Source organism: Cyanobium sp. BA20m-14, assembly GCF_024346295.1.
Genome location: NZ_JAGQCR010000079.1, coordinates 1 through 12,262, shown reverse-complemented (window position 1 = coordinate 12,262; position 12,262 = coordinate 1). Strand labels below are relative to the sequence as shown.

At 63.7% G+C, this 12,262-nt stretch carries 13 protein-coding genes; 9 read left to right on the top strand and 4 right to left on the bottom strand.

What is annotated here, in order from left to right:
* The 7 genes from hemL to KBZ07_RS09020 all read left to right on the top strand — a co-directional run.
* The coding region (gene hemL / locus KBZ07_RS09050) for a glutamate-1-semialdehyde 2,1-aminomutase (protein ID WP_254931305.1) at positions 1 to 1,235 on the top strand (1,235 nt) is incomplete at its 5' end.
* Positions 1,236 to 1,246: 11 nt separating this feature from the next.
* Complete coding sequence (locus tag KBZ07_RS09045) at positions 1,247 to 2,458, top strand: ABC transporter substrate-binding protein (protein ID WP_254931304.1); 1,212 nt, start codon at positions 1,247 to 1,249, stop codon at positions 2,456 to 2,458.
* A 15-nt stretch (positions 2,459 to 2,473) separates the two neighbouring features.
* Positions 2,474 to 3,724, top strand: coding sequence for an ABC transporter substrate-binding protein (locus KBZ07_RS09040; RefSeq protein ID WP_254931303.1), 1,251 nt, complete (start codon positions 2,474 to 2,476; stop codon positions 3,722 to 3,724).
* A gap of 11 nt (positions 3,725 to 3,735) precedes the next feature.
* Positions 3,736 to 4,668: a branched-chain amino acid ABC transporter permease gene (locus KBZ07_RS09035; protein ID WP_254931302.1), complete on the top strand. Its 933-nt coding sequence runs from the start codon at positions 3,736 to 3,738 to the stop codon at positions 4,666 to 4,668.
* Positions 4,669 to 4,673: 5 nt separating this feature from the next.
* Positions 4,674 to 5,582 (top strand): branched-chain amino acid ABC transporter permease, encoded by a 909-nt coding sequence (locus KBZ07_RS09030; protein WP_254931301.1) that lies wholly within the window; start codon positions 4,674 to 4,676, stop codon positions 5,580 to 5,582.
* A complete protein-coding gene (locus KBZ07_RS09025) occupies positions 5,579 to 6,343 on the top strand; it encodes an ABC transporter ATP-binding protein (RefSeq protein WP_254931300.1) in 765 nt (254 codons plus the stop codon). The genes KBZ07_RS09030 and KBZ07_RS09025 overlap by 4 nt, the downstream gene beginning before the upstream one ends.
* Positions 6,340 to 7,068 carry an ABC transporter ATP-binding protein gene (locus KBZ07_RS09020; RefSeq protein WP_254931299.1) on the top strand — a complete coding sequence of 243 codons (729 nt, stop codon included), beginning with the start codon at positions 6,340 to 6,342 and terminating at the stop codon, positions 7,066 to 7,068. Before KBZ07_RS09025 ends, KBZ07_RS09020 begins: the two co-directional genes overlap by 4 nt.
* Positions 7,069 to 7,109: 41 nt before the next feature.
* Here the strand turns inward: KBZ07_RS09020 and KBZ07_RS09015 are convergent, their stop codons facing one another.
* On the bottom strand, positions 7,110 to 7,364 hold the full coding sequence (locus KBZ07_RS09015) for a Nif11-like leader peptide family natural product precursor (protein WP_254931298.1): 255 nt from the start codon (positions 7,362 to 7,364) through the stop codon (positions 7,110 to 7,112).
* 81 nt (positions 7,365 to 7,445) lie between these two features.
* Here KBZ07_RS09015 and KBZ07_RS09010 point away from each other — a divergent pair, with 81 nt between their 5' ends.
* Positions 7,446 to 8,816 (top strand): NAD(P)/FAD-dependent oxidoreductase, encoded by a 1,371-nt coding sequence (locus KBZ07_RS09010; protein WP_254931297.1) that lies wholly within the window; start codon positions 7,446 to 7,448, stop codon positions 8,814 to 8,816.
* Here the strand turns inward: KBZ07_RS09010 and KBZ07_RS09005 are convergent.
* The 3 genes from KBZ07_RS09005 to KBZ07_RS08995 are packed head-to-tail and all read right to left on the bottom strand — an operon-like array spanning position 8,749 to position 11,085.
* Entirely contained in the window at positions 8,749 to 9,540 is a 792-nt protein-coding gene (locus KBZ07_RS09005; protein WP_254931296.1) for a potassium channel family protein, read from the bottom strand. The two genes, KBZ07_RS09010 and KBZ07_RS09005, sit on opposite strands and share 68 nt — an antisense overlap.
* Positions 9,540 to 10,253: a hypothetical protein gene (locus KBZ07_RS09000; protein WP_254931295.1), complete on the bottom strand. Its 714-nt coding sequence runs from the start codon at positions 10,251 to 10,253 to the stop codon at positions 9,540 to 9,542. The genes KBZ07_RS09005 and KBZ07_RS09000 overlap by 1 nt, the downstream gene beginning before the upstream one ends.
* Before the next feature lie 25 nt (positions 10,254 to 10,278).
* Positions 10,279 to 11,085, bottom strand: coding sequence for an SDR family NAD(P)-dependent oxidoreductase (locus KBZ07_RS08995; RefSeq protein ID WP_254931294.1), 807 nt, complete (start codon positions 11,083 to 11,085; stop codon positions 10,279 to 10,281).
* Positions 11,086 to 11,217: 132 nt separating this feature from the next.
* Here KBZ07_RS08995 and KBZ07_RS08990 point away from each other — a divergent pair.
* On the top strand, positions 11,218 to 12,262 hold a 1,045-nt coding region (locus KBZ07_RS08990), incomplete at its 3' end, for an SMP-30/gluconolactonase/LRE family protein (protein ID WP_254931293.1).

Below are 12,262 nucleotides of genomic sequence, written 5' to 3'. Positions count from 1 at the left end.
CCGGTGGCGTCAGCTCCCCGGTACGGGCGTTCAAGTCGGTCGGCGGCCAGCCGATCGTGTTCGACCGGGTCAAGGGCGCCTACGCCTGGGACGTGGACGGCAATCGCTACATCGATTACATCGGCAGCTGGGGCCCCGCCATCTGCGGCCATGCCCACCCCGAAGTGATCGCTGCCCTGCATGAGGCCGTTGACAAGGGCACCAGTTTCGGTGCCCCCTGTGCCCTCGAAAACACCCTCGCCGAGATGGTGATCGAAGCGGTGCCATCCGTTGAGATGGTGCGCTTCGTCAATTCCGGCACCGAGGCCTGCATGTCGGTGCTGCGCCTGATGCGGGCCTTCACCGGCCGCGAAAAGATCATCAAGTTTGAAGGCTGCTACCACGGCCACGCCGACATGTTTCTGGTGAAGGCAGGCTCCGGGGTGGCCACCCTGGGGCTGCCCGATTCCCCCGGCGTGCCCCGCAGCACCGCCGCCAGCACCCTTACCGCCCCCTACAACGACCTGGAGGCCGTCAAGCAACTCTTCGCCGAGAACCCGGGCGAAATTGCCGGGGTAATCCTCGAGCCGGTGGTGGGCAATGCCGGCTTCATCACGCCGGAGCCCGGTTTTCTCGAGGGCATCCGCGAGCTCACCAAGGACAACGGCGCCCTGCTGGTGTTCGATGAAGTCATGACCGGCTTCCGGATCAGCTACGGCGGAGCCCAGGCGAAATTCGGCATTCGCCCCGACCTCACCACCATGGGCAAGGTGATCGGTGGGGGCCTGCCAGTGGGGGCCTACGGCGGCCGGGCAGACATCATGGCCATGGTGGCCCCGGCCGGGCCCATGTATCAGGCCGGCACCCTCAGCGGCAACCCCCTGGCGATGACCGCCGGCATCAAGACCCTGCAGCTGCTCAAGCAGAGCGGCACCTATGAGCGGCTCGATGCCATCACCAAGCGGTTGGTAGGCGGCATCCTCGAGGCTGGCCGAGCCGCTGGCCTGCCGATCTGCGGCGGCTCGATCAGCGCCATGTTCGGCTTCTTCCTCTGCGAAGGACCGGTGCACAATTTCGAGGCGGCCAAGGCTGCCGACACGGTGCGCTTCGGCAAACTGCACCGGGCCATGCTCGAGCGCGGCATCTACCTGGCCCCAAGTGCCTTCGAGGCAGGCTTCACCTCCCTGGCCCACTCCGACGCCGACATCGACGCCACCATCGCGGCCTTTCGGGACAGCTTTGCGGCGGTGGCTTGAGCCCAGCCCCCATGAAGCGTCGACTTGCCTCCAGCCTGGCCGCCCTGCTCTCTGCTGCTACGGCACTCAGCTCCTGCCAGGGCTCAGACGATCAGGGGCCGGTCAATCTCAGCAAGGGGGTTCCCGTTGGAGCCGTATTGGCCCTCACCGGCAATGCCAACGTCTACGGCCAAGACCAAAAAATCGGCATCGAGCTCTCCCTGGCAGCCCTCAATGGCGCCGGCGGCGTTAACGGCAAACCCCTATTCCTAAACATCGAAGACGGGGGCAGTGCTGAGCCCAGTGCCAACGCTGCCTTCACCTTGCAGATCAACCGGGGCATGCTTGCCCTGATCGGCCCCACCCTCTCCCAGCAAGCATTTTCGGCCGATCCAATCGCCCAGCGGCGGGGCGTACCGGTGGTGGCTCCCTCGAATACCGCAACGGGCATTCCGGAGATCGGCCATTTCATTAGCCGGGTTTCAGCCCAGAGCTCGGTAATCGCGCCCCTCTCGATTGCCAAGGCCCTGCAACTCAACCCTGGCATCCGCCGGGCAGCGGTGTTTTACGCCCAAGACGACGCGTACAGCACCGCCGAGACGGTGATCTTCCAACAGGCCCTCACAGCCAAGGGACTCAAGCCAGTCACGGTGCAACGCACCCAGCTATACGACCAGGACTTCCAGAGCCAGATCTCCGCCGCCCTAAATCAGAAGCCCGATCTGGTGGTGCTATCACTGCAGGCCATGGATGGCGGCAACCTGATCCGCCAGCTGCGGGAGCTCGGCTACCGCGGCGCGATCGTAGTGGGCAACGGCATGAACACACCAAACATCTACCCGATCTGCCAGAGGTATTGCGATGGCATCTTGATCGCCCAGGCCTACAGCCCGGAGCTGCCCACGCCCGCCAACCGGCGCTTTACCGCCGCCTTCGCTGCAGCCCAAGCCCGCAATCCCAAGGTCAGCCCGATCCCACCCCAGCTCACCGCCCAGGCCTACACAGCCATGCAGGTGATCGGCGAAGCGCTCGCCCGCCTCGATCGCAGCAAACCGCTCAAGGGCCTCAACGTGAGCCAGGCGCGCCGGGCCTTGATGGATGAAATCCTCGGCGGCACCTACCAAACCCCCCTTGGTGAAATCCGCTTCACCCCCGAGGGCGAGGTGATCCAAAAGAACTTTTTTGTGGCCAAGGTGCGCATGAATCCAGATGGCAAGAGCGGTCGTTTTACCCTGCTGCCGTAATTCCATATCTATCCCTTGACCATTCCCCCCACCAGATCGGCCCCGTTCTACTTCACAGCTCTGGCACTTGGTCTTAGCGGGGCTTGCGCAATCCTGGCGGGCTGTCAACAGGCAAGTCGTCCTACTTCGAGTAACAAAACCCTAACGCTGGGCGCAGTGGTCGCTCTCACTGGCAATGCCAGCCTGATTGGCCAAGACCAGCGCGTCGGCTTGGAACTGGCCGAGAGCGAATTCGGTAGTCGCACCCCTGCCCTGAGCCTGCGACTGGAGGATGGTGGCTCCGACGAGCAGACCGCCACCACGGCCTTTCGGCGCTTGCTGCAGCAACCGGTGGTTGCCTTGATCGGCCCCTCCCTCTCCCAGCAGGCTTTCGCCGTGAATCCCATCGCCGATCGCGCCGGCGTTCCGGTGCTGGGGGCCTCCAACACGGCGATCGGCATTCCCGAGATCGGCCCCTTCGTCTCGCGAATCTCCGCCCCCGTGTCCAAGGTGGCGCCCCTGTCGATTCAGGCGGCCAAGCGCCTCAACCCCAAGCTGGAACGGGTGGCCGTCTTCTTCGCCCAAGACGATGCCTACAGCACCTCGGAAACCAAGATCTTCCAAAAGAGCATCCAGGGGCTGGGGCTGAAGCTGGTCACCGTGCAGCGCACCAGCACGGCTGACGTTGATTTTCAGAAGCCGATTGCCGACACGCTGCAGACAAAACCCGATCTGATCGTGATTTCAGCCCTACCCAATGATGGCGGGAACCTCGTGCGCCAGCTGCGGGAGATGGGATATGCAGGCCTGATTGCGGCGGGGAACGGCATGAATTCCCCGAATATCTATTCGGTATGCCAACGCTATTGCGACGGTCTGTTGATTGCCCAGGCCTACAGCCCTGAGGCCAAAACGGCCGTCAACCGTCGCTTTGTGCAGCTCTATCAAAAACGGCATGGAGACACGGCACCCCCCCAGTTCACTGCCCAGGCCTACGCCGCCATGCAGGTGATCCACGAGGCCCTGACCCGCCTCGACCGGCAAGAATCCCTCAGAAGTCAGAGCCGGAACCAGGCCCTGGCAACCATGCCCTTGCCCGAACTGCGCCGCGCCCTCAACACAATTCTGCTCCAGGGCACCTACGACACCCCCCTGGGTGAGATCCGATTCACGCCGGAAGGAGAAGTGATCCAGAAGGATTTCTACGTGGCCCGCGTGAAGATGGACGCCAAAGGCAAAACTGGGCGCTTTGCGCTGCTGCCCAACCCATCGCCTGCCACCCCCTAGACCCAGAGCGCATGGAAGCCCTGCTGCAACTGTTGTTTAACGGTCTCTCGGTTGGGGCGGTCTATGCCCTGTTTGCCCTGGGCTACACCCTGGTGTTCTCGGTGCTGGGCGTGATCAACTTCGCCCATGGAGCCATTTTCACCCTGGGGGCCTACTTCACCTATTTCCTGATCGGAGGCGCGGTGGGGGCCAATGGACTGATGGCCGGCCTGCAGCTCCCCTTTGCCCTGCCCTTCTGGCTGGCCCTACCACTGGCGGGCATAGCCGCCGCCGCCGTGGCCCTGGTGCTCGAACGCATCGCCTTCCGGCCCCTGCGCGACCGGGGCTCCGATCCCCTGCTGGCCCTGATCACCAGCCTGGGGGCCGGGGTGATTTTGGTGAACCTGATCCAGTTGCTGGTGGGAGCCGAGAGTTATTCGATCCCGGTTGAAACGCTCGAATCGCTCCCTGTGGCTCTGAGCATCGCCGGTGCCAAGGTGCGCACCGTGCAGGTGATGCTGCTGGCCATCGCCGGCCTGCTGCTGGCAGCCCTTTCGATCTGGATAGACGGCAGCCGCAGCGGCAAGGCGCTGCAAGCCGTTTCCGAAGACCCGATCACCGCCCAGCTGCTGGGGATCAACAGCGGCCGCATGATCCAGATCGCCTTCGGGATCAGTGGCTTCCTGGCCGGTGTGGCCGGGGGCCTGGTGGGGTTGAGCGTCAGCATCGCCGGGCCTTACTTCGGCATTGGCTACGGGCTCAAGGGCCTGGGGGTGCTGGTGCTGGGCGGGCTCGGCAGCGTGCCTGGCGCCGTGCTGGGCGGCTTGATCATTGGCCTGGCCGAGGCCTGCGTGCCGGCCGAACTATCGGGCTACAAAGATGCGGTCTCCTTTGGCTTCCTGTTCTTAGTTCTGTTGATCAGGCCCCAGGGTCTGCTGGGCCGCCCCCAGGCCAACAAGGTGTGATCAGCATGGACTCCGGCCTGCTCGAACAAATGCTGCTGGGGGCCCTGCTGGGCCTATCGGTGTACCTGCCCCTGCGCTGCGGCCAGCTCTCCCTCGCCACCCCGGGCTTCTTCGCCATTGGCGGCACGGTGGCAGCCCTGCTCTCGACGCGGCTGCCCGCCCTGGCCGGCAGCGGCAGCACCTACCCGATCACTTCAGTTTTGCTGGAGATGGCTCTAGCAGCCCTGCTCACCGGCGTGCTGGCCCTGGGCCTGGGCCGGGTGGTGCTGCGGCTGCGGGGCATCTACCTAGCCATCGCAACGATCGCCCTGGTTGAGATTCTGCGGGTTGTCACCCTCAACCTGGAATTCACCGGCGGAGCCCTGGGCATCTTCGGCATCCCCCAGCCATTTGATAGCGCCGCTGGCTACGCCGCCTTCACCCTGGCGCTGCTGGCGCTGATCTGCTGGCTATGCGACCGGCTCGAAAAGACCAGGCCTGGCCGGGCCATGGCCGCCATCCGCGACGACGAACTGGCCGCCGCCAGCCAGGGCATCAACACCGCCGACACCAAGCTGCTCGCCTTTGTGCTCAGCGCCCTGGTGGCGGGGATCACCGGTGTTGTGGCAGCCCACTTCCTCAATTCCTGGAACGCCAAACTGGGCAACTTCGACGCCAGCATCACCACCCTGGCTTTCGTGGTATTCGGCGGCTCGCGCACCTGGCTGGGGCCGGTGTTTGGCGGCCTGCTGCTCACCGCCTTACCGGAACTGCTGCGCCCGGTCGGCGACCTGCGCCTGATCGTCTTTGGTGCCGTGATTCTGGTCGGTCCCCTGTTCTTTCCCCAAGGCGTTATCACCCCGGAGCTGTTTAGGACGCTCAAGCGACTAATGCGGCGCCCACCCACCCCAGCAGCGCAGGGGGGAAAGCCATGAGCCTGCTTCAGGTTGAGGATGTGGGGGTGCGCTTCGGGGGCCTGCAGGCCTTGCAGGGTGTCGATCTAGAGGTGCAGCAGGGCGAGATTTTTGGCCTACTTGGCCCCAATGGTGCCGGCAAGACCACCCTGTTCAACGTGATCTCTGGCCTCACCGCCGCCAGCTGCGGCCGCGTGCGCTGGCGCGGGGCAAGCCTTGATGGGCTCAGCAGCCACCGCATTGCCCGCCTCGGCATCGCTCGCACCTTCCAAAATCTGCGCCTGTTCAGCTCGCTGAGCTGTCTCGACAACGTTCTGGTTGGCATGCATCAGCACGGCCGTCAGCCGCCCCTAGCGGCCCTGCTGCAAACCCAGTCCTTTCGCCGCCGCGAAGCCCAGCTGCATCAACAGGCTCTAGAGCTGCTTGCCCTATTCCAGCTGGAAGCCGCTGCCCACCAAAACGCCGCCAGCCTTTCCTACGGAGACCGGCGCCGCCTGGAGATGGCCCGGGCCCTGGCCAGCCGTCCCCAGCTGCTACTGCTCGATGAGCCGGCCGCTGGCATGAACCCAGCAGAGAAAGATGAGCTGCGGGAGCTGATCCGGCGCATCCGGGACCAGTTCAAGCTGACGGTGCTGATCATTGAACACCATGTGCCCTTGATGTTGGGTCTTTGCGACCGTCTGGCAGTGCTCAACTTCGGCCAATGCATCGCCTTGGGCAGCCCCGACCAGGTGCGGCGCGACCCGGCCGTGATCGAGGCCTATCTGGGCGGTGGCGCATGAACGGCCCCCAAGCGCCCCTGCTCGAACTTCGCAACCTGGTGGTGCGCTACGGCAGCATCACGGCCCTGCATGGCATCAATTTGACCGTGCAAGCCGGCGAACTGGTGACCCTGCTGGGGGCCAATGGCGCCGGTAAAAGCACCACCCTGCGGGCCATCTCCGGCCTGATTCACCCAGCAGGCGGCGAGATTTTCTGGCATGGCGGCTTGATCAATCGCCTGCGCACCGAGCGCACCGTGAAACTGGGGATCAGCCACTGCCCGGAAGGTCGCCGAGTGCTCAGCCGCCAGTCGGTAGCCGACAATCTGGCCCTGGGCGCCTGGTTGCGCCGGGACAAAGCCGAAATCGCCAGAGATCTGGAGCGCTGCTACGCCCTATTTCCCCGCCTGGCCGAGCGCCGCAGCCAGCTGGCCGGCTCCCTTTCCGGCGGCGAGCAGCAGATGCTGGCCATCAGCCGCTCCCTGATGGCCAGGCCCACCCTGTTGATGTTGGATGAGCCGAGTTTGGGATTAGCGCCCCGGCTCGTAGCCGAGGTGATGGCCGCCCTGGCCCAGCTGCATCGCGATGGGCTCACCATTTTGCTCGTAGAGCAAAACGCCCAGGCCGCCCTGACCATTGCCGATCGGGGCCTGGTATTGGAAGCTGGAAGCATCAGCGCCGGCGGCCGCGCCGAACAACTCCTGGCCGACGACAGCCTCCAGGCCTCCTATCTAGGGGCGAACTGACTATTGGCTAACTGAGCAGGGGCGAACTGACTAGCTGCAGCTCAGTCGTTCTCGCTGACACCAAAACAATGCATCAGGGCATCGCCCCAGCTGTTGATGCCAGCCAGCTCATGGTCCTGGGCAGTGGCTAGCACCTTGGCGTGCTCCCGCAGCAGCACCGTCTTGTCGATTTCGTGGCCATGGGCTGCCGCGATCGCGACAATGTCATCGACCCCCGCAGCGGCATGCAGCTTGTCGCGCAGGGCCCCATCCCCGGCCACGCGAGACACGAAGGACTTGATCGACGTAAGAGACATGACGGTGTCAACAACCAGGCCCACCTTTAGCAGGGCAAACCGGCGCGGGAAAGATATCTTAAGGCCACTGCCCAGGCATCGATGACCCGCGAACGCTTCTTCCTCGAACTGGAACCACCTGACCAGCGCCTCAGGGCCCTGCCCCATGTGGTGATCGTCGGTGGTGGCTTCGCCGGGCTCCAGGCCTGCCACGCCCTGATCAACCAGCCGGTGCGGGTGACCCTGGTCGACAAGCGCAACTTCACCCTGTTCCAGCCCCTGCTCTACCAGGTGGCCACCGGGCTGGTGGCGGAGGCCGACGTGGCTTCGCCCCTGCGCCAGCTGGTGGGCCAGGCCCCGAATGTGCAGGTGCTGTTGGGCGAAGTGGAGGAGATCGACACCCAGGCCAAGCAGATCGTCTTCAACGACCGCCAGCTGGCCTACGACCACCTGATCCTGGCGGCTGGCTCCGGCAGCAGCTACTTCGGCCACGACGACTGGCGCGAAGCGGCGCCGCCGATGAAGATCCTCGAGCACGCCGATGAGATCCGCCGGCGGGTTCTGCTGGCCCTGGAGGAGGCAGAGCAGACCCCCGATCCGACGCGCCGGGCCTTTCTGCAATCGGTGGTGGTGGTTGGTGGTGGACCCTCGGGCTGCGAACTCTCCGGCTCCCTGATGGAGCTGATGGTGCATGCCCTGGGCCGCGACTTCAAACAACTCGACCCGAAGCAGTGCAAGGTCACCCTGGTGGACCCGGGCGACCGGGTGCTCCGAGCCATGGATCCGAGCCTGTCGGCCGCCGCCGGCACCTACCTGCAGTCGGCGGGGGTGGAGCTGCTGCTGGGCGGGCGGGTGCAGACGATCGAGGCAGGCAAGGTGGAGGTGAACACCGCCGCTGGCCCCCGCACCCTGGAGGCCGCCACCATCTGCTGGACCGCCGGCGTGAAGGCCTCCCATCTGGGCAAGGTGCTGGCCGATGCCAGCGGTTGCAGCGTCGACCGGGGCGGAAGGGTGGTGGTGGAGCCCGACTTCTCGATCCCAAACCATCCGGAGATCCGCGTCATCGGCGACCTCTGCTCCTACAGCCACACCAGCGATGGCAAGCCCCTGGCCGGCATGGCAGGGCCCGCCGTGCAGATGGGTGGCTGGGTGGCGGCCGACATCGTGGCCAAGATCCAGGGGCAGGCCCACAAGGCTTTTACGTTCACCGATTTCGGCACCATGGCGGTGCTGGGCCCACTCCATGCGGTCGCCGACCTGCGCGGCCTCAAGGTGAGTGGTCTGCCGGGCTGGATTCTCTGGGGTCTGGCCCACCTGATGTTCATGCCCGCCAACGAAAATCGGCTCACCCTGCTGACCAAATGGTTGTGGGCGATTGCCACCCGCCAGCGGGCCTCGATGCTGATCACCGGTCGTCCGAATCAGCACCTGAATGTGGAGGTGGGGCTGGAGCGCCCTCTTGCCAATCCTTGATCTCCTGCTTCTCAGACTGCATGGTGTAACGACTGATAAGCAAGCCCATCACGATGGCTAGATACAGCTGCCCTACAATGCTTAGTCCCACAGTGGACATCTGGGCCGGGGGCAAGGCCGGGATGATGTCGCCGTAGCCCACGGTGGTGAGGGTGACGAAGGCAAAGTAGTGGATATTCATGAAATCGAGGCTCCATACTTGTTGCCCTGCAGCATTCATCGGCAGCTGACTGAGCATCAGTTGCCGTCCTCCACCGGCCTCGTTGAGAAAACTGCCAGGCGCCACCGTTTCCATCACGCCGAACAACAACCCACCACTGATGCCAAGCAGCAGGTAGCCCGCCACGGCGCCACAAAGAACGGGAATGCCGATGCGCGTTTCCTGGGCTAGACAGATCATCAGCCGCTTCAGGCTCCACAAGATGAAAACCGTAACCACCAACAACAGCGGAAACCCGACGGAAGCAAAGGTGGCGGGGCTGGCCAGCCAGATGAACTTAAAGACAATCCCTACCAGCCCAGTTAGGCGGTAGACGTTGTCAGACCAATGACGACTGGTCTGGCCAGGTCGGACCGGCTGGCCCAGTTCAACGATCAAGAGAGAGATCAGCAGGGGCGTACCGCTCAGCGCGAAACGGCAGTAGGGGTAAGGCAACGGCATCAAGGCCATCACCAGCAGGCAGACCACAAAGACCTGGCGGTAAAAGCGGTGGCGGCGGCGCATCAGACTCTCCAGCGGAAACGTCCAAGGATCAGAGCAATCAGGATGGCCACGTAGAGCTGGCCCACCACGGTGATAACGGTGGTCACCACCTGGCCGCCCACATGGCTGGTTTTGAGCACCGAGGTGCCGATGGTGGTGAGCATGGTGAAGGAGGCGGCCATCAGCGCAGGCGCCACCGACACATTGGGCAGCGCCGCAGTGGATCCCACCGCAGGCAGGGCCGTCAGGTCAAAGGCGGCGGGATCGAGCACCCAGAGGGCGGTGAGCAGCAACCCACCTGCCATGCCAACCAGTAGGTAGCCAGAAGCGGCACCCATCACCACCGAGACGGTGACAAAGGGCTCCCGGGTGAGGGTCTTGACCTTGCGGAGCACAGCAAGCGACAAAAAGACCAGCCAGACGATCACGTGGAGAATGGTGAGCGCCCGCCCCACGGCTGGCCAGAGGTTGAGTGACAGGTGCCAGATCACTTCAAGGGCAATCGCCAGCCCGCCCAGGCCATAAATCAGCGGGCGGGTTTTGCGGAGGGGCGAATAGCGGCTGACGAACACCATCAACACCAACGCCAGCAGGATCAGCAGAACCGCCAACAGCCAGATCTGGGCCTGGGCCACCGGCAGCAGCAACAGCAGGGCCACTTCAGTGGCCAATGTCAGCCAATAACCGCGGTGGCGCCCGCGCAGGCGAATGATCTCCTCCGGGGTGATGCGCATGCCGGCCCTCGCAGCCTCGAGGCGCCTAGAGCCCTGGGCTGCTCTGCATGATGCCGCCGTCGGCAAAAATCGTGGTTGCCGTGATGTAGCTGGCCGCATCACTGGCCAGGAAGCCCACCACCTTGGCGATCTCTTCTGGTTGGGCCATGCGGCCCAGGGGGATGGCGGCATTCAACTTGGCCAGCAACTCCGGGTTATTCATGGTGGAGTCGTTGATTGGTGTGGCCACGGCGCCGGGGCCCACATTCACCATGGTGATGCCATGGGAGGCCAGCTCCAGCCCGGCGGTGCGGGTGAGCATGCGCACCCCTCCCTTGGCGCAGCAGTAGGGGGTGTTTTCCGGCATGGGCCAGTCTTCGTGCACCGAGGAGATGTTGATGATCCGGCCACCGCCGCCCTGGGCGATCATCTGCTTGGCGGCATACTGACAGGAAAAGAACACGCCGCGCAGGTTGACGTTCAGCACCTTGTCGAAATCATCTGGGGTGGTGTTGAGAATCGAGGTGCGGGTCTCGACGCCGGCGTTGTTCACCATCACGTCCAGGCGCCCATACTTGTCCACGGCCGCCTGCACCAGCCGCTGCAGATCATCGAGCTTCGACACATCGGCCTGAACGCCAAAGCTCTTGCCCCCATAGCCACCGATCTCCCGCTCCAGCTCCTCGGTGGCCTCGGGGTGGGAGCGGTAGTCGATCACCACCTTGGCGCCGAGTTCGGCTAGATACTCGACGATGGATTTACCGATACCACTGTTGCCACCGGTGACGATAGCGACCTTGCCTTGGAGCAGCGTCGAGAAGGCCTTGCCGGCCAAGGGATTGGCGTTGGTCATGGGGTTGGGAGGGGAAGGCGGGGGAGACGACGGAATGTAAACGGCTGCACTCTAGTGGCAGGTGTCTGGGAGGTCCGTGCGCCATAGTGACAGCATGCCCTACCTATTGGCGACGGGTCGTCGCATAGTTCCGTGTCGATCTATTGGAGCGTGCCCTCGGAGGTAAAATTAAAAATTCGATTGCTCGTGCGCGCATTCGCCATAGTCCATCGAACAGATCATGGCGTATCGCTTCGGCGCGAGGGCGATCCCTCCAGGATTCTTCTTCTGCTGCTGCGCTCGCTTATGCACACTCAACCCGTGACGGTCATGCGAACTCAAAGCAAGGATGAGCTCATGCAAGCGACTCATTCAGTTGGCCTAGTGCCGTGCGTACTGACCTGCGGCATTGCGACGGCGAGCCTGGCTCTGACCACATCAGCCCTGGCGCTGGAGGTGCCGACCGGTGTTGCCTGCCTGCCCACCAGTGCTGTGGCGCCGCTATGTCGCGAGCTGGTGATCACGAACAACCCACCCTATCCCGGATCCCAGTCGCCCCAGCTTCCGGTTCAATCGTTTGATCCAGCCTTCACCGAGATCGTCGGGCGGATTCCGGATCTGGTTCCCCTGGCCACAGGATTCGGCTTCCTCGAAGGGCCGGCCTATGTACAGGAACGGCGGGGAGATGGTGGCTGGTTGTTCATCACCGATCAGATTCACAACAGCATCTTTGTGGTGCGTTGGAAAGGCTTAGATGCCCGGGGCGCCATCACCCCAGCCTCCTGGGAGAAGCCCAGGCTCTTCCGCAATCCTTCCGGGGTAGCTGATGGACAGACCTTGGATCAGCAGGGCCATCTGCTGATCGCTGAAACCACAGGACGCCGTATCTCGATCACCCGGGATCTGCAGGCGAATCTGCGCAGCACCGATCCCCAGGCGCCAAGCCTGGTGGATCGCTACCAGGGAAAGCGCTTCAACTCCCCCAACGATCTGGTGGTCAAAAGCGACGGCAGCGTCTGGTTCACCGATCCCAGCTATGGGTCCCTTCAGTTTCCTCAGACGGCGGAATTGCCCAACAACGTCTATCGCTATGAGCCAAGCAGCAATAGCCTCACGGTTGTGGAACCTTCCTTGATGATGCCTAATGGCATTGCATTCGGACCCGGAGAGAAGTTACTTTATCTCATTGACAGTGGAG